This window comes from Planctomycetota bacterium (assembly GCA_035384565.1).
Taxonomy (GTDB): domain Bacteria; phylum Planctomycetota; class PUPC01; order DSUN01; family DSUN01; genus DAOOIT01.
The window spans coordinates 1-22860 of record DAOOIT010000068.1 but is presented as its reverse complement, the minus strand read 5'-3'; the positions used below and the strand labels follow the sequence as shown (position 1 = coordinate 22860).

The following is a 22860-nucleotide window of genomic DNA, read 5'->3' as shown; positions in this document are numbered from 1 at the left end:
TTCTATTTGCGGTCCACTGATGCTCAAGCCTCTTTGCCCCAAGTGCGGCGGCCCGCTTCATCAGCCCCAGGGCGGCAGCACGGCTTTCTGCCCCCATTGCACCCCGCACGCCGACAGCGACACGGCGACCCGCACGTCGAGTGACAGCGCGCCGGCCGCCGCGTCGCAGGACTATCGGGGCCGCACGTTCGGCAACCACACGATCCTCGAGGAGATCTCGCGCGGAGCCATGGGCGTGGTCTACAAGGCCCGCCAGCACCACCTGGACCGCATCGTGGCGCTCAAGGTGCTCCTGGCCGGCGACATGGCCAGCGAGGGCCAGGTGGCGCGCTTCCGCCGCGAGGCCCAGGCCGCGGCACGCCTGCGCCACCCCGCCATCGTGCCCATCCACGAGGTGGGCGTGGTGGACGACCGCCACTACTACACGATGGACTACATCAAGGGGCGCGACCTCGCCAGCCTGATCCAGGCCGGCGAGGTGACCACGCGCCGCGCCCTGGACATCGCGACCCAGGTGGCCGACGCCCTCGACTATGCGCACAGCCGCGGCGTGGTGCACCGCGACATCAAGCCCAGCAACATCATGATTGACGCCGAGGACCGCGTGCACATCCTGGACTTCGGCCTGGCCAAGCAGCTCGACTCGGACACGAAGTTCACCCGCACGGGCACCACGATCGGCACCCCCGCGTACATGCCGCCGGAGCAGGCGAGCGGCGAGAGCGCGCGCGTGGACCACCGGGCCGACGTCTACTCGCTGGGCGCCGTGCTCTACGAGATGCTCACCGGCCGCCCGCCCTTCAGCGGCGACACCATGATGAACACCCTCATCAAGGTGATGAACGACGAGCCCACGCCGCTCAAGAAGCTCAACCCGCGCGTCCACCGCGACATCCAGACGATCGTGCTGAAGGCCATGGAGAAGACGCCCGAGCGCCGCTACGCCTCGATGCGCGCCCTGGCCGACGACATCCGCCGCTTCATCGCGGGCGAGAGCATCAGCGCGCGGCCCGCCGGCCCCCTCTACCGCGCCTGGCGCTTCGTCAAGCGCCACTACACGGCCCTCTTCGCCACCGCCGCCGTGCTGGGCGTGGGCCTCACCGCGGCCGCCGTGGTGCTCGACGCGCGCCGCGACAGCGACCTGCGCGCCCGCGTCGCCCTCGAAACCGGCAAGCGCATCGGCGCCGAGGCCCTCGAGCGCGAAATGGCCCGCCAGGAGAAGCCCACCACCAAGATCGTCTTCGAGGATGAGTTCCAGGACCCCGCGCTCGCGCCGCGCTGGGTCGTCGAGGACAACACCCCCTGGCGCATCACCGAGGACGGCCAGCTCGAGGCCGCCGCGGCCCCCTTCGCCGCCATCCACACCCAGACCCTCATCGCCGGAAAGGTCACGGTCACCTTCGAGGCCAGCGTGCCGCCCAACCCCGACGGCACCCCCCAACCCAACCCCGTGATCGGCTGCTTCCTGGGCTCCGACTGGCGCCACAGTTGCCGCTTCTCCTTCGGCGGCAAGGAGCAGCCCCACCCTCGCCTGGTGCTGATGAACCAGCAGCAGGAGGTGGCCGAACGCAAATGCCCGCCCCTGCGCCCCGGCGTCTGGTACCGCATGACCCTGAGCCGCGACGCCATGGGCATGAGCCTCCGCATCGCCGCCGCCGACGGCGAGCCGCCGGTGCACCTCGCCTACAACGACCTCACGCTCGCGCGCCAGCTCCACCGCGACCGCCGCGAGTTCGCCGCCGGCCTCTTCACCGAGCGCACCCGGCTGCGGGTGCGCCGCTTCACCGTCGAGCAGGAGTTCCCCCCCGCCAGGCTGAGCCTCACCGACGCCGCCGAGGTGCTCTTCCGCGACGGCAACGTGGAGGAGGCCCGCATCCAGTATCAGAAGATCGCGCAGGGCTACGAGGGGCGCTACGAGGGCCTCGAGGCCCTGGTGGGCCTGGCCCAGTGCCACGAGGCCGAGCGCCGCCACCGCGAGGCCGCCGACGCCCTGCGCCGCGTCGAGGAACTGGCCCCCCGCGTCGCGCACGAACAGGTGCCCGGCCTCCTCTCGCGCGCGCGCCTCCACCGCTTCTTCTGCTCGGCCAGCCTCAACGACTTCGCCGACGCCGTGCAGGCGCTCGCGCAGATCGCGGCCAGCGGCGGCGAGGTGGCCGAGGCCTGGTTCTGGCAGTTCCCGCCGTACATCGCGCAGATGCTCAACAACCGCGCCTACGACGAGGCCCTGGCCGTGCTGCGGGCCGGCCTGTTCGCGCCCGAGCGCCGGAACCTGGCCAGCGTCGTCAAAGCGCTCGGCGCCGGCGCCGTGCACGCCTTCCTGGCCGCGCGCGTGCGCCAGCTCGGCGACGGCCTGTGCAACAACGGGCGCTTCGACAAGCTGCGCGAGCTCTACGACGCCTACCCCACCGAGGGCCTGGCCGACGCCTTCGCCCGCGCGAGCGACCACTACACCCAGCGTGGCAAGCAGGACGAGGCCATGGCCGTGCTCACCTTCTGCGCGGCCGAGAAGCTGGCCGGCCCGGCCCTCACCAAGTCGGCCGTCGAACTGGCCAACGCCTTCTGCGCCACGGGCTCCCACACGCGGGTGGCGCGCCTCGCCGAGGCCCTCCACGACCCCAAGCTGGCGCCCGTGCTGCTGCGGGCCGTGCGCGAGACGACCGACGCGGGCCGCCTCGACGACGCCTTCACCCTCGTGCGCGACACGCTCAAGACCTTCCCCGGCGAGACCGCCAAGCTCGTGGGGCCCGACGGCCCGGCCGTGCGCCTGGCCCAGGCCTTCGTGGCGCGCGGCGAGTGGCTGAAGCCCATCGCCATCCACGAGCTCTTCGCCCAGCCGCTGGACGACCCGCAGATGGTGGCCGTGTTCGCCGCCGCCACCGATGCGGCCCTGGCGGCGAAGAGGCCGGCCGACGCGCTGCAACTGCTCGATTACGCGCGCCTGCACCTGGGCGTGCTGCACCCCCCGCTGGCCGCAGCGGCCAACCGCCTGCTGTCGCTTCACATCGCAGCCGGCGCCTTCAGCCAGGCGGCCGCCGCCTATGCGGCCTACCCCAACGACGCGCTGGCGCCCGCTGTGGCCAAGGCCATCGGCACCGCGGCCGCCGCCGGCCGGCGCCGCGAAGCCCTCGCCCTCCTCGCCCACTACGCCCGCCAGCGCCAGCCGCTCCCCGCCGAGGCCCTGCGCGCGCTGGCCGACTCCATAGCCGCCATCGAGCCCGATGATCCGGACGGCCCCGCGCTGCTCGGCGACTACCGCCGCGCCTGCGAGCTCTACGACAGCCCGGTCGCGCGCTCCAGCTTCAGCCTGGCCCTGGGCGATGCCTACGTGCGCGCGGGCGCCTTGTCGAGCGCGCTGCCGCAGTACGAGGCCGCCGGCAGCGCCGAGGGCCTGCTGCGCGCCGCGTGCGTCGCCGTGGAGATGGGCGACGCGAACCGAGCGGCCGCGCTGTGGCAGAAGCTGGCCATCGCCGCCGAGGGCGATGCGCCGCGGGCCGCGGCCGCTGCCTTCATGCTGCGGCAGACGACCCCCGCCGCCTTCCAGCAGGCGGCGCAGGCGGCCGGCATGCCGGCCCCGCTTGCGCACTACCTGCTCGCCCTGCGGCTGTGGGCCGAGGCCGACGACCGCGCCGCCGAGGCCTTCGCCCCGGCGGCCGCCGAGGCGTCCGCGTGGTTCGCGCCTCTGGCCACGCGCGAGCGCAGCCCCGAGTAGCTGCCTTTTCCTTGCTGCCGTGACGGCAATTTGGGGAGGACGGCTCAGACGCCGAGCGCGCTGAGGAGTTCGTCCTTGCGCGGACCGAGCCGCCGCGCGAGGGTGCGCAGGGCGGCCGCGTGGAGCTGCGAGACGCGGCTCTCGCTGACCTCGAGCACCTTTCCCACCTGGGCCATGGTGAGCTTCTCGAAGTAGTAAAGGAGCAGTGTGTAGCGTTGCTTGTCCGGCAGCTCCTTGAGGGCATTGAGCAGCAGCTCGCGCGCCTCTTTAGCCAGCAGGAGTTGCGCGGGGTCGGCCTGGCGGTCGGCCAGGGCCGGGTCGCTGTCGGCGCCGCCGTCCTCGTGCGCGCTGTCGAGGGAGACGGGGCGGCGCCGCTCGGCGCGGCGCCAGAGCTCGGCCACCTCGGCCGTGGAGACGCCGAGGGCCTCGGCCAGCTCGTCGTCGGTGGGGGTGCGGCCGCGCGCGCTGGCCATCTCGGCGGCGGCGCGGCGCAGGCGCTGGGCCTTCAGGCGCACGGCCTCGCTCGCCCAGGCGCGCTTGCGCTGGTCGTCGCGCATCGCGCCCAGCACGCGCCACGAGCACCAGGTTTCGAAGTAGACGCCGCGCGCGGGGTCGAAGCGCTCGAAGGCCTCCATGAGGCCCACCAGGCCCGCGTCCACCAGGTCCTGGAGGCTGGGCACGCCGCCCATCTCGGCGCGCAGCTTCTTGGCGATGGCGTAGACGCGCCGCATGCAGGCGCGGGCGAGGTCGGCCTTCAGCCGCTCGTCGCGGGTGCGCTGGTAGTCGAGCCAGAGCTGGTCCACTCGGCGGGGCGAGGGGCTCAAGGCGCCACTCCTGGTCGGTCGGCGAGGGGCGGGCAGCGGCCGCGGCCCGTGGCCGGGGGCTCAGTAGTCGAACTGCTGGTACGACTCGCGCTGGTAGGCGTTGAGGCCGGCGCGCAGGTCGCGCGTGTATTCGAGGCCGCTGATGAGTTCGCGGCGGCCCTTGGGTTGCAGGCTCACGCCCACCAGGTTGTTCAGGCCCGATTGGTCGTTCTGGAAGACGAACTCGATGATCCAGTCGTGCAGGTCGCGGGTGAGGCGGAAGGCGGTGTTGCTGTCGTAGCCGCGTTCGGTGTTGGTCTCGTACTGGGCGTCCACGCGCCACTTGTTGTTGATCTGGTAGATGAGGCGGGCGGCCCATTGGTTCGAGTAGGGGTCCTCGACGCGGTGGGAGAGGAAGAGAGCCCAGCGCTCGCTGAGTTCGATGGCCGCGCCGGTGTTGACGAAGGTCACGTCGTGCGGGCGGTCGAAGGCGTCGCCGCAGACGCGTTCGCCGAAGTCGAGGTAGAAGTGCAGGCCGTGCACGGGGGTGAAGCGGGTGTCAATGCTCCAGTCGCCGCGGGAGCGGCCCCAGTTGTCGCGGCCGCTGTCGGTGTAGAAGGTGATGTTCGGGTCAATCGAGAGAAAGTCCACCACGCTGCCGCCGCGGCGGGTCTGCCAGCGGTTGAGGAAGCTGAAGTTCACCAGGCTCACGGGCGTGATGGCGTCTATGTCGCCGAACGCCAGGCCGGTGGTGTCGAGGGGGCGGTAGGGGCGCGCGGGGAAGGCGTGGCGCGGGTTCCGGGGCGGCTGGTAGAAGTCGGTGTCGTCGGTCAGGATCAGCTCGTCCACTTCCAGGGAGGGCTTGTGGATGGAGAGGAAGCGGATTTCGGGGGCGATGACGTGGCGCACGCCCTGGAGGTCGAGGAGCGGGGTGTGGACGCGCACGTCGTCCCACGAGCGCCAGAACTGGGTGGAGATGCGGGCGCCGTAGGCGAAGATGCTGCGCCAGTCGCTGCCGCCGTCGAGGGTATCGGAGTAGTAGGTGCCGCGGAAGCCCACGAACGGCTCGATGTGGAAGATCGAGAGGTCGAATGGCAGGGCGAGCTGGTGGTAGGTGTTGAGGCGCCAGAGGTCGCGGCCGTCGGACATGTATTCCTGGGGCGTGGACTCCAGAGGGAGGATGGGGTAGCTGGTGTCGCCGTCGTAGAAGAAGTTCCACTTGCGCCGCTTGCGCTGGTAGTCGGGGTCAAAGGGCGACTGCCCCGGGTCGAGGCGCAGCACCGAAAGGCGGCGGCGGATGTAGGCGAACTCGACGTGTCCTGTGTACAGCAGGTTGCCGAGGATGGGGTAGGAGAAGACGTTGAGGCCCACCTGCGGGAGGTACTCGGTGCTGTCGAGCCACTTCTCGTTGCGCAGGCGCACGTGGGCGTAGGCGGCGGCAGGGCCGAACGGGTATTTCACGTAGGCGCGGTTCTCCATCGGCTTGCCGGTCTCGTAGTCTGTCGGGAAGTACTCCTGGCGGAAGCCGGCGTCGGTGTAGTACTGGTACTCGAGGTCCAGTTCGAGGCCCGAGGGGAAGTCCTGCGAGTGGAAGAAGCGCACGCGGTACCGGTCGGTGGTGCCGAGGTCGAACTTGCCGTAGTCCTCGCCTTTGTCGTTGGGGACTCGGTAGGCGTCGAAGCGGCCGCGGATGAGGTCGCGCCCAAGGGGGCTGGGGTCGCGGCGGTTCTCGCTCCGGTAGGCGAGGCTACCGCCGTACGCGAAGCCGCGCTTGGAGAAGTAGTCGAGGTTCACGCCCACGTCGGCGCGCAGGACGCCGAAGAGGCGCTCGGGGATTTCGTAGATGATCTCGTTGCGCGCATAAAAGCCGAAGCGGGAGGAACTGCCGACCTCGATGTTGAACTCGGGCCATTGCCAGCCCAGGGGAATGTAGAGCTTGGGCCAGTAGATGGGGAAGAGCCAGATGGGCGGCAGGGAGACGCCGCGGACGTGATAGGTGAGGTGGTTGGCGATGAGGCGCTCGTCGGTGACGAGTTCGACCTCGCTGGCGCGGAAGAAGGCGTGGGGTTCGTGGAACTGGCAGGGGCTGAGGGTGAGGCCGCCGCGGGCGAGGAAGCGCTGCACGTCGGTCTGGAGGACCTCTTCGGCCCGCACCTGCCAGGTCACCTGGTCGGGCCGCTCGCTCCAGCGGATGACGGCATTGAACATGAAGCCGCGGTCCACCCTGGTCTTCTCGGCGCCGGTCAACTCGTCCTTCACTGTGCCCCACCGCACGTAGGCGCGCTCGGCCTCCATCACGCTCTTGCCGGTGCGGTAGAGGATGTGGCCCTCGAGGTAGGCTTCCTGGTCGGCGGTCCAGATCACGGCGGCGTCGCAGGTGATCACGGCCTCGCCGCGCTCGAGGTGCACATTGCCGAGGGCGTAGAGGATATCGGCGCCCTCGCGCGCGAAGATGTCGGCCCGGATCAGCACGGGGGGCGTTGGGGTCTGGCCGGCGACGGCGTGCCCGGCGGCGAGGACCGCCGCCGCGCACAGGAGGGCGGCGGCCTTGGCGGAGATGGGATGGCGTGCCGCGGGGGCCTCGTTCATGCCTCCTCCGCGCCGGCGGCCTGCCGCGCCTCCGAGCGCAGTTCGGCGAGGGCCTCGATGGCCTCGGCGTCGAACTGCCGGCCCGAGTTGAGGCGCAGCTCGGCGATCGCCTCCTTCGCCGAGTAGGGCGAGCGATAGGGCCGGTTGGACCGCATGGCGTCGTAGGCGTCGGCCACCGACAGGATGCGGGCGCCGAGCGGGATGGCGTCGCCCGTCAGGCCGTCGGGGTAGCCCGTGCCATCGAGCCGTTCGTGGTGGTGTCGCACGAGCTGGCAGAGCATGGCCACGCGGTCGCTGCCCATCTGGCGGATGATGCTCTCGCCGATCTGGGGGTGGCTGCGCACGTAGGCCCACTCGTCGTCGGTCAGGTGTCCGCGCTGGCTCAGCACGGCCTCGGGGATGCCGATCTTGCCGATGTCGTGGAGGAGGCCGGCGAGCTTCACCTGCTCCTGCTCGGGTTCGGCGAGGCCCATGCCCTCGGCGATGCGGCGGGCCAGCTTGCTCACGCGCGCCGAGTGACCGTACGTGTAGATGTCCTTCGCCTCCACCGCGGCCACGAGAGTTTCGATGGCGCCCACGAAGAGGCGTTCGAGGTCGTCCACCAGCTCGGCCTTGTGGAGGGCGAGGCCCGTGTGGCGGGCGATCGCGCCCACGATCTCGGCGTCCTGCTTCGTGAATTGCCAGGTGCTCGCCGCCACGTCCAGGTAGAGCGCGCCGAGCACGCGGTCGCCCGACTGGAGCGGGGCGCACAGCACCGAGCGGGTGTGGCCGGTGGGCGCCTGGGCGCCGTTGGCGCCGTTGGCGCCGGCCTGGAGGTCGGGGCAGAGCACGGAGGCGCCGCGCTCGATGGAGGCCCGCAGCACCGAGCGGCTGACCGGCAGGCGGGGGTCCACCGAGGCCCAGGGCGCCGTGCGGGCCACCTGCGCGCGCAGGCCGCCGCCGCGCTCGCTGAGGAGCAGAAAGCCCCGCTCGGCGCGCACGACCTCGAGCACGGTGTCCATCACCATCGCCATCAGCCGCGCAGGGCGCTCCTCGGCCGCGATGGCCTTGTAGACTTTCTCGAGGGCGCCCAGGTGGCGGCGCAGTTCCTGGTCGCCCTGGCCCGCGGCACCCGGGAACGCGGCTTCTGTGGCGTCCGGCAGCTTGACGACCGGCACCACGCGCGTCTCGCTGCCGCTCGACTCGGTGAAGTAGCAGCTCACGGGCTCGGCCCGCCGCTGAGGCACGGCCTCCACCACCAGTTTGATCGTGCCGATCTCGATCTCGTCGCCCACGCGGAGCGGCTGGCGCTTGACCCGCTGGCCGTTCACGAACGTGCCGTTGCTGGAGTTGAGGTCGGCCACCACCACGTCGTCGGCGTGCTCTTCGACCACGCAGTGGAAGCGCGAGACGCCCAGGCCCAGAAGCTGGAGGTCGCTCTCCCCGGAGCGTCCGATGGAGAGGGTCTCCCCAGCGCCCACGGTGACCCGCTGCCCCGCTCGCTGGCCGTTCACGACTCGAAGGATCGCTGCCATACTCGTGTCTCGGCGCCCGATGGCGCAAGTCGGGGGGGGCACCCCTCCCGAACGCGACAGCCCAGGGGCAGCGCGAACACCTGCCCTCCAACCGGACCATCCCCGCCAAACCCCGCGCGAGGCGGACCCTGATTATAGCACAACCGGCCCAGAGGGGTCAACACGAAAAGCGGCGGGGCGGCTCAGTCACAACTCTTAGCGGCATCAAGGGTTGCACTGTCGCCGCCCGCGGTGGGAACGGCCCGCCGGCGCAGTTGCCCGCAGGCTCCCTCGATGTCGGCGCCCCGTCGCCGGCGCACCTGCACCCGCACCCCCCGCCGCTGGAGTTCGGCCACGAACCGCTCGACCCGCGTCGGCGGCGGCTCCTCCAGGCCCCGGCCCGCCGCCGGGTTGAGGGGCAGAAGGTTCACCAGGATCGGCTCGCGCCCGACCGCGTCGGCGAGGCCCTGGGCGTCGGCAGGCGAGTCGTTCACGCCGGCCACGAGCACGCACTCGAAGGTCACCTCGCGCCCTGTGTGGTGCAGGTAGTGGCGTGCCGCCGCCACCACCTGGGCCACGGGGCGCGCGTGGGGCACGAGGCGCGCGCGCGTCACGTCGTCGGCGGCGTGCAGCGAGACGGCCAGGTTCACCCCCGGCCCCTCGGCGGCCAGCCGCCGGATGCCCTCGGGAAGGCCGACGGTGGACACCGTGACCCGCCGCGGGCCGAGGGCGAGGCCCCACGGGGCAGTGAACACACCGAGCGCACGCAGCAGCGCGTCCAGATTCATCAGCGGCTCGCCCATGCCCATGACCACGAGGTGGGTGAGGTGCGCCGGGGCCATGGCCCGCCGGGCGTGGAGGGCCTGCTCGACAATCTCCCCGGACGCCAGATTCCGCACAAGCCCGCCGGCGCCGCTCGCGCAGAAGAGGCAGCCAATCGCGCAGCCCACCTGGGTCGAGACGCATACCGTACGCCGCCGGCCTTCGGGGATGATCACGGTCTCCACGGCCTCCCCGTCGGCCAGGGCGACGAGGAGCTTCTGGGTGCCGTCGGCGCTGATGCGGGTGGCGGCAACGCGGGTGGTATAGGCCACGGCCCGCTGGGCGAGTGCGGCGCGGAGGGCCTTGGGCAGGTTGGCCATCACCTCGAAGCTGGCGGCCTCGGAGGCGTAGAGCCAGTGGAGCAACTGGTCGGCGCGGTACGCGGGCTGGCCCTGGGCCGAGAGCCAGGCGCGCAGATCGTCCCGCGTGGCGCCGAGAAGGTGGAACGGCTCGTGCGGGCTCATTCAGGCGAGCTCCGCCTGGGGCTGGCTTGACGGCGCCTCGCGCGCTATAATCCCCCGGGCCTCCAGCAGGCGCTCGAACTGGCCGTCGCGCACGAAGCGCTCGAAGGCCTCGAGGTCGGGCAGCAGCACGTCGGCCAGGAAGCGCACGGCCCAGTTGGCCGCCATCGGCGAGATGGCCACCACGAGGCGCCCGTTGCGGTGGGCCTGCCACATTTCGATGGCCGTGCCCATGCTGGCCTCGGGCACATAGGCCACCAGCACATCGGCCTGGGCAGCGCGCGCCATCAGGCCCAGGAAGGTGCCGCGGGCCACGGCGTCGGAGAAGCTCAGCGAGTTCGGGTAGTTCTCGATCGGACAGTAGACCTGGACCCCGGGCAGCCTGGCCCGCAGGAGGCCCACGATGCGCTCGCGGTACGACTGGGCGTGGATCGAGCGGTCCTGAAGCGAGCCCTGGATGATGCCTGCCACGAAGATTTCCGGCACGCTGCGTGCTCCTGCCCGAGGGGCCTCGCCATTTAACCAGACGCGGCGCGCGCGGTCAAGTGGCTCGGCGCGCGCCGGCCTCGCCCTGGCGCTGGCCGCGACGCTGCTGGCGGGGTGCGTGCGGAAGTGGCCCGTCTATTACCCGCCGGCCTGGTCGCCCGATGGAAGGACGCTGCGGTACGCCGCCCTGCATCCCGACGGCACGGTGGCGGTGCGCGAGGTGGACGTGGCATCGGGCCGCCGCTCCGAGCTGGCGGCGGCTCGCTTGGCCGCGCCGCCGGTGGCCATCGCCCCTTCGCCGCAGGGCGACCAGGTGGCCTGCGCCGTGGTGGTCCGCGATCCGGGCCAGCCGCCCCTGCTTCGCCTTCACATCCTGTCGGCGGGGGGCGCGGCCGACCGCGCGGCCTGGGAGACCCCCTGCGCGCAGGGGGCGGCGGAGCTGGCCTGGTCGCCCGACGGGCGCTCGGTGGTCGTGTCGGCCGATGGCCCGGGCGGCTGGGCGCTGCACTGCGTGCCGGCCGCGGGCGGCCCGCCGCGCGCCATTGCCGCCGGCCTGTGCGAGGCCCGGGGCCCGGCCGTGGCGCCCGACGGCCGCCGCGTGGCATTCGTGGCGCGGGCGAGGCCGGACGAGCCCTGGGCGCTCTGCCTCGCCACTCTGGACGGCACGACGTACCGCGTGGCCGCGCCCGCGATCTTCCGCGAGTACGTGCCCGGCTACTGGCCCGCCTGGTCGCCGCGGGGCGACCTGTTGGCTTACGTGACCGAGCGGCACCTGTGCGCCGGCTTCGCCGAGATCGCGCTGTGGAGCCCCGCCTCGGGGGCCAGCCGGGCGCTCGCGCGCAACCTGGCAGGCGCCTGCCTCGCCCCGGCCTGGGCGCCGAAGGGCGATGCGCTGGCCTTCGTGTCGCTGCCGCTCGGCCCGGCCGCGGGCGACCCGGGCGCCGGAGGGCAGCCGGCCGACATCCTGATGGTGGACCCCGAGGGGAAGTCCACCCTCACCCTCGCCGCCGACGGCCTGGCGAACCTGATGCCCTCCTGGTCGCCCGACGGCGCGTCCATCGCGTTCCACACGTGCGCCGAGCCGGGCGCTCCGCCCCAGTGCGTGCGAATCGCCACGCTGGACGGCGCGACGCCCCGCCTGGCCGAGACGGAGGCCGAGGCGCGCTTCGCCCTCGAGCTGGCCCGCCACCGACGCAAGGGCATGCCGGGCCCCGCGGCTCTCGCCGCCCTGGCCGGCCAGATCGGCGTCCCCCAGGCCGCGGCGTTTGCCCACCAGGCCGTGGCCGAGGCATTCGCCGCGCAGGGCGAGTGGGCGACCGCCGCCTCCCACGCGCAGCGGGCGTCTGTGTCGGAGGGCCGGGGGCAGGCGGACGCCCTCCGCCTGCTGGCGACCGCGAGGATGCGCGTGGGCGACCCCGCAGGCGCCTTGGAGGCCATCGCCCTGCTGCGTGCGCGGCGGGATTCGGACGAGGTCCGCGCGCTCGAGCAGGCCGTTCGCCAGGGAATCGAGACGGCGTCGCGGCTGGAGGGCGAGTTTCGCGAGGCTCCGTCGCCGCTGGTGCTCCAGGCGCTGGCCGACACGCAGCTTCAGCTCGGCAACCCGCGCAAGGCGCTGGAACTTCTCGTCCGCCTCGCGCGCGCGTATCCCAACGGCACTCATCTCACGGCCGCCGCCGCTTCCGTCTTCCGGGCGTGCGAGCAACTGGGTCCCAAGGGTGCCAGCTCGCGCCTCCTGGAGTGGGCGGCGGGGGCCGCGGGTGCGGAGACCCTGGGGCCCGAACACCTGACCCTGCTCGCCGAGAGTTGCGCGGCCGATGGCGACGCGGCGGGCGCGGCGCGCTGGGCGGGCCGCGTGCCGGCCGGCAAGCTCGCGCCGGCCCTCGCCTGCCGCGCGGCGGAGGCGGCGCTGGCGGCGGCGGCCCAACTCGCCCCCGCCGATGCGGAGGCGGCGCTGGGCGCCTGCCGCCACGCGATGGCTCTCGCCCCCGGCGGAGCTGTGGGGGCCCGCGCGGCGCTGGAGACCGCCCGGCTGCTGGCCGAGCGAGGCGACCACTGGGAGGCGAGCACGCTGCTCCTGGCCGCCTTGGCGCCGGCGGCCGCGCCGGCCACCCGCCGCGAGGCCATCCGCCTGCTTGCGGCAGGCCGGGTCCAGCGCCGCCACCCGATCGCCTACGACACGGCCGAGGTGGCCGAGCTGGCGGCCTTCGGCTTCCTCGAGAGCGCAGTGGCCCGCGGCCAGCAACTGCTCCAGGTGCTGCCGGGCGACCCAGCGCGGCGCGCCCGTCTCCGGGGCGCTGTGGACGCGGCCTACGCGGGGCTTTTCGACTGCCACCGGGTGCGGGGCGACGTGGCGGCGGCCCGGGCCGTGGCCGACGCCTGGGCGCGCTGGGCGACACACGACGAGCGCCCCCGCGCCCTCGCCGCGCTCGCCGCCTGCCACCGCATGGCGGGAGACCTGGGGGCGCTGGTCGAGACCCTGGCCCAACTGGCCCTGGAGTTCGCCGATCGGCCCGAGGGGGTGGAGGCGCGGTGGGAGCTCCTGCGGCTGGACACGGGCCCCGCCTCGTCGGCCCGGGGGCAATGACTGCCGGCGGCGCGCCAGAATGGCAGGCGCGGGGGCGGCGCGGGGTGTGCTCCGGTGTCTGCCGGCCGTCCATCGCCAAACATAACTTTTCACTATTCAATACGTTACGATTGGCCAGCGGAGGAGGCACTAGCCCCGCAATGGCCGGCACACGATTTGCGGCTTGGGACCGGTGCGCGTAGCGTAGGCATTGAGGGGTTCTGCTATGGCGATTCAGCGAGCGCTGGTCATTGACGACAACGAGAGCCTCGCCGAGACTCTGGCCGAGGTGCTGGAGGAGAGCGGCTTCGAGGTGACGGTGGCGTCGTCGGGCGTGGAGGCGCTGCTGGCGTGGCGCGCGCGCCCAGCCGACCTGGTGGTGGTGGATATTGACTTGCCGGACATTGGGGGTCTGCGCCTCGCGCGGCGGTTTGTTCGGAGGGCCGAGGGCTGCAAGTTCGTGGTGATGAGCGCGGGCGACCCGCGCCACCTGGCGGGGCCGTGCGAGGAGCTGGGCGCGGTGTTTCTTGCCAAGCCGTTCAGCCTGGCGCACCTGGCGGCCACGCTGCGGGTGGTGGTCGAGCGCGCGGAGCCTCCGGCGCTGCCGCCGCCCCGCGCGGCCCGCCGCCTGCTGGGGGCGCAGCGTCCCAGAGCGCTCCTCCAGCCGGCTCACGGCCCCCGCGGCGACGACTGAGCGCCGGCACGCGCCGCCGACATGAGCGTGCCGCCGGGTGAGTTGCCCGGCGGCACGCGGCGTTCTTCAGAGCTGTGCGCTCGCGGCGTTACTTCTTGTAGACCGGCAGGAAGCGGTAGTAGACTTCGAGGCTGAGCACGGCCATGGCCGTGGCGTAGACGCGGCCGCCGCGGCCCTTGGCCCAGAAGTGGTTCGCGGGGTCCCAGCTTCCGCGCACGAATCGCCCGCGCTCGTCGTTCACCTGCGAGATCTGGCACTTGACGAGCGGGTCGCGGAACAGCTTGTTCCAGTCGTTCCAGTACTCGCGTCCCATCTGGAACATGGCCAGGACGGAGTAGTAGGTGTAGTAGAGGTCGCCCACCAGGTGGTCTTTGCCGGTGTTGGGGCCGACCGGGGGGTTCTTCTGCTGCTGCTGGCGCAGGTAGTCGGCCGCGGCCATGATCTCGGCGTCGTAGTCGCCGCCCAGGAACTGACGGCAGAGCATGCCGATGGCGGTCATGGCGGGCGAGCTGCCCTGGCTGCCCACAAGGTAGGAGCTGCCGCCGTAGTCGCGGTAGGTGTTCTTGAGGAAGACGCGGGAGCGCTCGACGGCTTCCTGGGGCACCTTGAGTTCGGAGCAGATGGCCGACTTGATGGCCATGATCTGCCAGCCGGTGACGGACATGTCGCCCTCGTCCTTGGGCACGGCGCCGCCGTAGCGGAAGCCGCCGTGGTCGGGCTGGGTCTTGCAGATGTAGTCAATGGCCTTCTGGGCCATGCGGCCCACGGCGGGCGATTGGGTGAGGCCATAGGCCTCGGAGACGGCCATGGTGGCGATGCCCTGCTCGTAGAAGGTCTTCCAGCCGAAGCTGCCGTTGTCCTTCTGGTTCTTGGAGAGCCACTCGAGGCCGTTCTCGACGGTGCTCTTGAACTTGCCTTTGGTGTGGGTGTAGCCGGCGCCCAGGAAGGCCAGGAGGGCGAGGCCGGTCATCCCCACGTCGAAGTTGCCGCCGCCGTCCCACTTCTGGCAGTCCCAGTGCCCGTCGGGTTCCTGGGCTTTGGCGAGCCAGATGAGGCCGGCCATCACGGCGCTCTCGGCGTGGCGGTTGGTGCCGCCGCGGCCGCCGGCGGCCGTGCCCGTGCCGAAGTTCTTGCGGCCCGAGTAGATGCCGCGGGTCAGGCCCTTCACCGCCGTGCTGTCCACGGCGAAGACCGGCGTGTTCGAGGGCGGGTCAATGCTCTGGACGGGGCGCTCGACGTCCTTGACGATGTCCTGCATCGGGTCCATGTCCAGGTCGGGCCCCGGGTCGTCCTTGCTCACGGGTTCGGGCGAGATCGGGATATCTTCGATGGGGACGTCGAACTCTTCGTCAATCTTCTCTTCGGGCGGCTCCGGCGGCGGCTCGGGCGGGACCTCGGGCGTCACGTCCTCGACGAGATTGACGGGAATCGTGGTGATGACTTCGTCGCGGGCGAGCGCGTGGTAGGGCCAACTGTAGAGGATGATGAGCACGATCACGTGGACGAGCAGCGAGATCGTCCACCAGGGAGCCCGGCGGAGTTGGCGGTTGAGGAACTCCTCCCACTTGCTGGGCTCTTTCTCGACGTACTGTTCGAGCTGACTCTCGTCAACCCCCTGCGGGTTCAGCTCATCGGCCATTTCGGGGACCTCCTGGGGAGTTACGGCCGTACAATCCAATGTACTTACGGATTATAACGTTCACACAGGGTCTGTCAAGCGAACTTACGCGATTTTCCGGGCTCCTCACGCCTCCCCCATTCATGGTCTGGCCTGGAGCATCGGCAGGAAGCGATAGGGGGCCTCGAGGCAGAGCGCGCCGAGGGCCGTGGTATAGACTCGGCCTGCTCGGGCGCCCCAGCGGTCCTGGGCCGGCTCCCAGCTTCCCTTGACGAACCTGCCCGCGGCGTCGCGGGTGGCCTTCACCTGGGCCGCCTTGAGCGGTTCCAGGTACATTTTCTGCCAGGCACGCCAGTGTTCGCCGCCGACCTGGAACATGGCCAGGGACGAGTAGTAGGTGTAGTAGAGGTCGGCGACGAGTTCCTTGGAGGCCCCGGTCGGAGGCGCGTCGAGGCCGGGGTTCTCGCGGCGGCTCAGGTAGGCGGCGGTCTGGCCGATCTCGTTGTCGTACTGGCGTCCGTCGTTGAGGAAGATGCGGCAGAGCAGGCCCACGGCGGTCATGGCCGCCGAGCCGGCCCCTGGGTCGCCCACGAGGTAGGCGCTCGCCCCGTAGTCGCGGGCGCTGTTCCGCAGGAACACGCGCGAGCGCTCGACCGCGGTGGCCGGCACGTCCAGCCCGGCCATGAGGGCCGACTTGATGGCCATGATCTGCCATCCGGTGACGGAGAGGTCGCCCTGGTCCTTGGGCACGGGGCCGCCGTAGCGGAAGCCGCCGTGGTCAGGCTGTTGGGCCACGATGTAGCCGATGGCACGCTGGGCCATGCGTCCCACGCGTGGGTCGCCCGTCAGAGCGTAGGCTTCGCAGACGGCAATGGTGGCGATGCCCTGCTCATAAAACGTTTCCCATGCGAAACTTCCGTTGTCGCGCTGGTTGTTCCGCAGCCAGTCGAGCCCTCGCAGGATCACGTGCTGGTAGCGCCCCTGCTTGTGGGTGAAGCCTGCGCCCTGGAAGGCCAGGAGCGCCAGGCCGCCCATGCCGACCTTGTACGAATTGGTGCCTTCCCAGGCCCTGGCGTCCCAGCTTCCGTCGCGCTCCTGGGCCTGGGCCAGCCAGTTGAGCGCGGCGATGAGGGGCGGCACGAGGGTCTTGAACTCGGTGCCGGAGGGCTTGCCCTCGATGGCCTCGCGCACCCTCGCGCGGTCGCCGGGGGGCAGGCGGCCCGGCGGCGGGAGGAGCGGGTTCATGGCCTCGGGGCCGATGATCGGCGGAAGGCCGTCGAGGCGCGGCAGCTCGGAGTTCTCGAAGGGGGAGCCCTCGACGGGCTCCACGGGCGTCTGGGGAAGGACCTCGGTCTCGTCGCCGCGCACCATCACGTCCGGCACGTCGGCGATCTCGAAGTCCTCGAGTTCCACAGGCGGGTCTTGCGGGGGCTTCTCCTCCTGGCGCTCCTGGATCTCAGGATCGGCCTTATCCACGAGCGACACGGGGAGTTCGGTGATGGGGGTCTCGATATCGGCGTGGCTCCGGACGGGCCAGCTCCAGAGCACGAGCAACGCGCACACATGGACGAGGAAGGAGATGCACCACCAGGGTGCCTGACGAATGCGGGCTTCCACCCACTCGCGGGCCCGCGAGGGGTGCTCGACATATCGCTCGAGCGCCGCCTCATCGGTGGCTGGGCCGCCCCGTTCTGCCGCCCGTCGCCGCAGCAGTTCTCGCCACATCGTGCGCCTCCTTCCAGCCGGGGGTAGGGGAAGGAAACTATGTGTCCACTTACATTATACACCGGCTGCATGAGCCGTCAAGTGATTTGGGGATTCTGTGAGGCGGTTGCGATGTCTGAAGTTGTTGAATGTAGACCACCCATAAAGGGCTGTGCAGAGTCGTTGCCATTCCTCCTTCCGGCCTGCGTGTGCTCCAGTGGCCTCCCTCCCGAAGGTTCCAATACACTCGGGAGCGTAACAGGAAGGGCGGGCGCTGGGGGCCTTGCCAACCTCCCGCTCCGGCGCGGAAGAGAAGAGGCCGCAGAGCGGCCAATAGGCGCGTCCCCACGCAGAGCGTAGGGACGAGAAAAAGAAAAAGAAGCAGAGCGTAGGGCCGAGGAAGGGGGAAATCATACTCGCCCCGACGCACCGCGTGGGGGCGGGAGGTCTCGTCCTTGCCCGGCGCGAGGGCCCTTCGGGGTCGCCCCCGGGGTCACTCGATGGTGCGCGCCGTGCGCTGGAAGGCCCGGGTCGCCTCGAAATCCCGCACGCCGGCCGTGCAGCCGAAGGCCTGCACGCAGTGCGCGGCCACCGCGTTGCCGAATCGTGCGCTCTCCACGAGGGTCCAGCCCCGCAGCCGGCCCAGCAGGAATCCCGCCACCCAGCAGTCGCCCGCGCCCGAGGTGTCCACCGCCTTCACGGCGTAGGACGGCACGTAGGCCTCCTCGCCGTCGCCGAACACGTAGCTGCCCTTCGGCCCCAGCTTGACGGCCACGATCCCCACGCCCCGCTCGTGCAGCCGCCGCACGATCTCGCGCGGCTCGCTCGTGCCCGCCACGCGCTCGGCCTCCTCGATCGAGGGCAGGAACATGTCCAGATGTGGCAGGCATGGCCCGATCACAGGCATGTAATCGTGAAGGCGGTCGTTGAACACCGTGTCCATGCACGTCGTCACCCCCGCGGCCCGCGCCGCCTGGAGCACCTGGGCGCACTGCGCCCCATCGAACGTCGGCATCACCATCGTGCCCGCCACGTGCAGGATCTTCGCCTGCCTCACGATCTCCATGTTGACGTCTGCCGCGCACAGGGTGGCGTTGGCCCCCATCGTGTGCAGGAAGCGCCGCTGCCCGTCCGCCCCCACGATCACGAAGGTGAACGACGTCGAGGCCTTCGGGTCCACCACCACCCCGCGCGAGTCGATCCCCGCGTCGTTGAGGGTCTTCGACACGAAGTGGCCGAACACGTCGTCGCCCACTTTGCCGATCACGCTGGTCTCGAGCCCCAGCTTGGCCATGGCGATGCCCGCGTTGGCCGCGCAGCCGCCGATGTGGAGCTCCATGTGGTCGAAGAGCCGCAGGCTGCCCTTCGGCGGAATGTCGTCAATCGGCGAGCCGAACGCATCGGCCACCAGGATACCCAGGCAACACACGTCCATAGCCCGACTCCTCTGCCGCGCGGGCGGATGATGGATGGCGACGAACCCCACATCTCCATTCGGCGGCCAATCCTAGCAACGACCCCGTGGCCTGTCAAATGGGAGGCGGTGGCCATGTGAGCTCTGGCCTTCGCCAGGGGCGCAGACTGCGCTTTATGCATTCTCTCGTCCCCGCGCTCCGCGTGGGGACGTGCCTCTTGGCCGCTCTGCGGCCTCTTCCTCTTCAGGGAAGATTGACGGCGGAGCGCCCGGATCACCGCCCCCACGCGGAGCGTGGGAGCGAGAAGAGCCGCCCCTCCCGAACGATGATCCTCGCCGCCCACGGGTGTGGGGCGAGCTTCCGGCGGGGGGCACCCGGCACCCTCCGGCGTACGGTCCACACCGCCAGGGGCGACCGCCTCCAGTTTTGCGTCCGCCACGTTGCGGCCCCGCTCCGCCACGCCGGCGGCGAACTCCTCTTCGACGTCGAGCCCCTCTGCCGCGGCGACGGCGAGCACGAAGGAGTTCGACATGCAACAGGTCGAATGGTTGTGGGCCACCGACCTCCCTGCCTGGAAGGCGCCGTACGAGATCCTGGTGCGCCTGGGCCACGGGCGCTGGGCGATTGCGAACCAAGGCTTCAACAGGATCGTCAATGCCTGGCACGCCGACCACATCTACCGCCCCCCCACGCCATCGCGGTCATGTGTTCTTCGCATACGACCTCTTCCACATCTTCCTGACGCGCAGCCTCCAGCCGGAGGTCCGGTCGAGCTACACTATGGCCCACCTGGCCGAGAGGGTCCGCGCCGAACTCCTCGATGCAATCCCGCTCCGTGCCCGCCCTCGGCCTCCATAGCCACCCGGGAGGCCCCCCGCATCCCCGCGAACCATCGCACCATCTTTGTTCACGGGGCGCGTTCGCCGCCGGGCCGCCCGGAGCGCCCCGACACTCGAGGCGCCAGTCCGGACTCGCCCCCTTCCCCCCTCGACAGACCACACGAATCCACCCGGCATCTCAATCCCCTCCAACTCAAAGACACGCAACCCCGCCCAACGGCCAAGGCGGAATCGCTGCGGGCGGGCAATGCGTCTTGCAAAACCCGAGAGCTTTCCTATAATAATAGCCTGACACCAAGGCCCCTCGGTGCTGATGGGTCCACGTATGACGGCGGACGGCACCGGGATGTCTGGTAGGGTTCCTCACGAACGAAAGGTGGTGTGAGAGGCGCATGATCAAGGTGAGCGGAAGTGGCAGTGAGCCGCTAGAGAAGATCCTGAAGCGCTTCAAGAAGAAGTGCGAGAAGGAGGGCCTGATCAAGGACATCAAGCGGTCATCTTACTATGAGAAGCCAAGCGAGCGTCGGCGTCGTGCAGAGCGCAAGATGATCCGCCGCGCGCAGAAGGCCGAGACGACAACCTCGTATGGGAGGTGATCGGGTCTGGGCCCTGCCCAACAGAGACCAGACCGCCGGTGCCGTCCCAGTTCGATGGGCCGCTGCGGGATAACTCGAATGGGTCCTCCGGAAGCCGCGTCAGTCCGGGAGGTCGGGTGGGCAGCAGCACCGGGTCGTCGAGCGGCACCGACCATCAGAACGTTGCACAACCAGTTCCCCTCGCGGGAGTCCCGTTTCGCGTTGCCCTTGTGCTTGCGATAAGGAGGTCACAGTGTCCAGTTCGTGGGCCGGGTTGATGTGGGTAGTGCCCTCAGCAGCGTTCGGAGCGGCCGCGGAGCCCTCGGCGGCTCCCTCGGCCGCCAGCTCGATGGGCGGCCTGTGGGCCTGGTGGGGCGTCGCCCTGCTGGGCGCGCTGTCGGCTCTCTATTTCGCCTTCCACTTCTTCAAATGGACGATGCGCCGCCCCGAGGGCGAAGAGCGCATGCGCGAGATCGCTGAGCACGTCCGCGAGGGGGCCTACGCCTACCTCCGCCGCCAGTACCGCGTCGTCGCCATCGTCTTCGCCGTGCTCTTCGTCATCCTGTCCGTCCTCGCCTTCGGCCTCAAGGTCCAAGCCCTCTGGGTGCCGTTCGCCTTCCTTACCGGCGGCTTCTTCTCGGGCCTCTGCGGCTACCTGGGCATGAAGACCGCCACCAGCGCCAGCGCCCGCACCGCCAACGCCGCCAGGGACAGCCTCAACGGCGGCCTCCAGGTCGCCTTCCGCAGCGGCGCCGTCATGGGCCTCGTCGTCGTCGGCTTCGGCCTGCTCGACATCTGCCTCTGGTTCCTCGCCCTCTACAAGCTCGTCCCCTGGCTCCACGCGAACGTCGCCGCCATCGAGCTCTTCCGCCCGCTCAGCCTCGAACAGATCACGGTGACCATGCTCTGCTTCGGCGTCGGTGCCTCCACCCAGGCCCTCTTCGCGCGCGTCGGAGGCGGCATCTTCACCAAGGCCGCCGACGTCGGCGCCGACCTCGTCGGCAAGGTCGAGGCCGGCATTCCCGAGGACGACCCCCGCAACCCCGCCACCATCGCCGACAACGTCGGCGACAACGTCGGCGACGTGGCCGGCATGGGCGCCGACCTCTACGAGTCCTACTGCGGCTCCATCCTCGCCACCGCCGCCCTCGGCGTGGCCGCCGCCACCCGCACCGGCGCGCACGCCGAGCACCTCCAGCTCGCCTTCATCCTGTGCCCCATGGCCATCGCCGGCATCGGCATCTTCCTCTCCATCCTCGGCATCTACCTCGTCCGCAGCGGCGAAAAGGCCACCCAACGCGAGCTCCTCAAGGCCCTCGGGCGCGGCGTCAACGCCAGCGCGCTCCTCATCGCCGTCCTCTCGGCCGGCGTCGTCTACTACACCCTCGGCCGCGAATACATGGGCATCTGGGGCTCCATCGTCACCGGCCTCATCGCCGGCTGGCTGATCGGCAAGTGGACCGAGTACTCCACCTCCCAGGACTTCCGGCCCACCCAAGGCGTCGCCGAGCAATCCAAGACCGGCCCCGCCACCGTCATCATCGCGGGCCTGGCCGAAGGCATGCTCTCCACCTGGGCGCCCGTCACCATCATCGTCGTCGGCATCCTCGTCAGCTACGGCCTCGCCGGCGGCTTCGGCAGCTTCACCGGCGCCCCCGCCCTCGGCCTCTACGGTATCGGCATCGCCGCCGTCGGCATGCTCTCCACCCTCGGCATCACCCTCGCCACCGACGCCTACGGGCCCATCGCCGACAACGCCGGCGGCAACGCCGAAATGAGCCACCTGCCCCCCATCGTCCGCCAGCGCACCGACGCCCTCGACGCCCTCGGCAACACCACCGCCGCCACCGGCAAGGGCTTCGCCATCGGCTCCGCCGCCCTCACCGCCCTCGCCCTTCTCGCCGCCTACGTCGAGGAAGTCCGCACCGGCATGCACTTCATGGCCCGCGACGCCTCCCCCGCCGCCCTCGAGGCCCACGTCGGCGGCTACGCCGGCGACCACGTCTACTACCTCAAAGACCAGGGCAAGGACCACTTCGACGGCCTCCGCGTCTACCTCGACGTCCGCCGCTCCGCCGAGGTCAAGGACCCTGAGACCGGCGCCCTCATCCCCCTCGCCGGCTCCAAGCTCGCCAACCGCGAGAACATCGAGAAGCTCGTCGAATCCGGCCAGCTCAAGCCCCTCCACGAGGTCGGCATCAACGACTACATGAACTTCTACAGCGTCACGCTCATGAACCCGCGAGTCCTCTGCGGCATGATGATCGGCGCCATGCTCGCCTACGTCTTCTGCGCCCTCACCATGAAAGCCGTCGGCCGCGCCGCCGGCTCCATGGTCGAGGAGGTCCGCCGCCAGTTCCGCGAGATCAAGGGCCTCCTCGAAGGCACCGGCAAGGCCGACTACGCGAGCTGCGTCGAGATTTCCACACGCGGCGCCCAGCGCGAGATGATCCTCCCCTCGCTCCTCGCCCTCGCCGTCCCCGTCGTCACCGGCATCATCCTCGGCGTCGCGGGCGTCGTCGGCCTCCTCGGCAGCGCCCTGGCGGCCGGCTTCGTCCTCGCCGTCATGATGGCCAACGCCGGCGGCTCGTGGGACAACGCCAAGAAGTACATCGAAAGCGGCCAGCTCGGCGGCAAGGGCTCCGCCAACCACAAGGCCGCCGTCGTCGGCGACACCGTCGGCGACCCCTTCAAGGACACCAGCGGCCCCTCCCTCAACATCCTCATCAAGCTCATGAGCATGGTCGCCGTCGTCTTCGCAGGCGTCACCGTGAAGTACGCCCCCGCCATCGCCCGGTGGCTCGGCATGTGAGCTGAAAGAGGCAAGAGAGACCTAAGGGACACAAGGGTCCTGAGCGACAGAACACCAATGCCCCCGGAGCGGCCCGCCCGCTTTCGGGGGCATTCTCTTGGTGCCCCTGGGGCACTGACTTCCCTTGGGTTCTTCCTGCCCTGGCGGCGTCAGCCTGTCATTGGGCGTGGCCGCGTGCTGGCGCCCTGAGTCGGCACAGGGCTTCCACCCTCCCCTTCCCCCCCTGAGAGACTCATCTTTGCCCACATGTTCTGGGGGGGCAGGTCTTAGCCTCCGA

General features: G+C 70.7%; 13 protein-coding genes. 5 read left to right on the top strand and 8 right to left on the bottom strand.

The window, feature by feature from the left end:
- Positions 1–19: 19 nt before the first annotated feature.
- Positions 20–3709: a serine/threonine-protein kinase gene (locus PLE19_19670; protein HPD17169.1), complete on the top strand. Its 3690-nt coding sequence runs from the start codon at positions 20–22 to the stop codon at positions 3707–3709.
- 44 nt (positions 3710–3753) lie between these two features.
- Here the strand turns inward: PLE19_19670 and PLE19_19665 are convergent, their stop codons facing one another.
- From PLE19_19665 to PLE19_19645, 5 genes are all read right to left on the bottom strand, one after another.
- Complete coding sequence (locus PLE19_19665) at positions 3754–4533, bottom strand: sigma-70 family RNA polymerase sigma factor (protein ID HPD17168.1); 780 nt, start codon at positions 4531–4533, stop codon at positions 3754–3756.
- Between the two features lie 60 nt (positions 4534–4593).
- On the bottom strand, positions 4594–7101 hold the full coding sequence (locus PLE19_19660) for a hypothetical protein (GenBank protein HPD17167.1): 2508 nt from the start codon (positions 7099–7101) through the stop codon (positions 4594–4596).
- Positions 7098–8615, bottom strand: a complete 1518-nt coding sequence (locus tag PLE19_19655; protein HPD17166.1) for an HD domain-containing protein — start codon at positions 8613–8615, stop codon at positions 7098–7100. The genes PLE19_19660 and PLE19_19655 overlap by 4 nt, the downstream gene beginning before the upstream one ends.
- A gap of 182 nt (positions 8616–8797) precedes the next feature.
- On the bottom strand, positions 8798–9880 hold the full coding sequence (gene rlmN, locus PLE19_19650; GenBank protein HPD17165.1) for a 23S rRNA (adenine(2503)-C(2))-methyltransferase RlmN: 1083 nt from the start codon (positions 9878–9880) through the stop codon (positions 8798–8800).
- On the bottom strand, positions 9881–10363 hold the full coding sequence (locus PLE19_19645; protein HPD17164.1) for a hypothetical protein: 483 nt from the start codon (positions 10361–10363) through the stop codon (positions 9881–9883).
- Here PLE19_19645 and PLE19_19640 point away from each other — a divergent pair.
- Complete coding sequence (locus tag PLE19_19640) at positions 10338–12947, top strand: hypothetical protein (GenBank protein HPD17163.1); 2610 nt, start codon at positions 10338–10340, stop codon at positions 12945–12947. The two genes, PLE19_19645 and PLE19_19640, sit on opposite strands and share 26 nt — an antisense overlap.
- Before the next feature lie 205 nt (positions 12948–13152).
- Positions 13153–13620 carry a response regulator gene (locus tag PLE19_19635; protein HPD17162.1) on the top strand — a complete coding sequence of 156 codons (468 nt, stop codon included), beginning with the start codon at positions 13153–13155 and terminating at the stop codon, positions 13618–13620.
- 88 nt (positions 13621–13708) lie between these two features.
- Here PLE19_19635 and PLE19_19630 read toward each other — a convergent pair whose 3' ends face one another.
- The 3 genes from PLE19_19630 to PLE19_19620 form a co-directional block, all read right to left on the bottom strand.
- Positions 13709–15259: a terpene cyclase/mutase family protein gene (locus PLE19_19630; protein ID HPD17161.1), complete on the bottom strand. Its 1551-nt coding sequence runs from the start codon at positions 15257–15259 to the stop codon at positions 13709–13711.
- Between the two features lie 120 nt (positions 15260–15379).
- Positions 15380–16963, bottom strand: coding sequence for a terpene cyclase/mutase family protein (locus PLE19_19625; protein ID HPD17160.1), 1584 nt, complete (start codon positions 16961–16963; stop codon positions 15380–15382).
- A 472-nt stretch (positions 16964–17435) separates the two neighbouring features.
- Entirely contained in the window at positions 17436–18377 is a 942-nt protein-coding gene (locus PLE19_19620) for a sugar kinase (protein HPD17159.1), read from the bottom strand.
- 1211 nt (positions 18378–19588) lie between these two features.
- Between PLE19_19620 and rpsU the strand changes: the two genes are divergently transcribed.
- Entirely contained in the window at positions 19589–19792 is a 204-nt protein-coding gene (gene rpsU / locus PLE19_19615; protein ID HPD17158.1) for a 30S ribosomal protein S21, read from the top strand.
- A 328-nt stretch (positions 19793–20120) separates the two neighbouring features.
- Entirely contained in the window at positions 20121–22583 is a 2463-nt protein-coding gene (locus PLE19_19610) for a sodium-translocating pyrophosphatase (GenBank protein ID HPD17157.1), read from the top strand.
- Positions 22584–22860 lie beyond the last annotated feature (277 nt).

Excerpts from the sequence above, each read along its gene's own strand:
- PLE19_19625 (HPD17160.1), bottom strand. The coding sequence starts at position 16,963 with ATGTGGCGAGAACTGCTGCGGCGACGGGCGGCAGAACGGGGCGGCCCA.
- PLE19_19610 (HPD17157.1), top strand. The coding sequence starts at position 20,121 with ATGGGCGGCCTGTGGGCCTGGTGGGGCGTCGCCCTGCTGGGCGCGCTG.
- rpsU (HPD17158.1), top strand. The coding sequence starts at position 19,589 with ATGATCAAGGTGAGCGGAAGTGGCAGTGAGCCGCTAGAGAAGATCCTG.
- PLE19_19670 (HPD17169.1), top strand. The coding sequence starts at position 20 with ATGCTCAAGCCTCTTTGCCCCAAGTGCGGCGGCCCGCTTCATCAGCCC.
- PLE19_19630 (HPD17161.1), bottom strand. The coding sequence starts at position 15,259 with ATGGCCGATGAGCTGAACCCGCAGGGGGTTGACGAGAGTCAGCTCGAA.
- PLE19_19635 (HPD17162.1), top strand. The coding sequence starts at position 13,153 with ATGGCGATTCAGCGAGCGCTGGTCATTGACGACAACGAGAGCCTCGCC.
- PLE19_19640 (HPD17163.1), top strand. The coding sequence starts at position 10,338 with ATGCCTGCCACGAAGATTTCCGGCACGCTGCGTGCTCCTGCCCGAGGG.
- PLE19_19620 (HPD17159.1), bottom strand. The coding sequence starts at position 18,377 with ATGGACGTGTGTTGCCTGGGTATCCTGGTGGCCGATGCGTTCGGCTCG.
- rlmN (HPD17165.1), bottom strand. The coding sequence starts at position 9,880 with ATGAGCCCGCACGAGCCGTTCCACCTTCTCGGCGCCACGCGGGACGAT.
- PLE19_19660 (HPD17167.1), bottom strand. The coding sequence starts at position 7,101 with ATGAACGAGGCCCCCGCGGCACGCCATCCCATCTCCGCCAAGGCCGCC.
- PLE19_19655 (HPD17166.1), bottom strand. The coding sequence starts at position 8,615 with ATGGCAGCGATCCTTCGAGTCGTGAACGGCCAGCGAGCGGGGCAGCGG.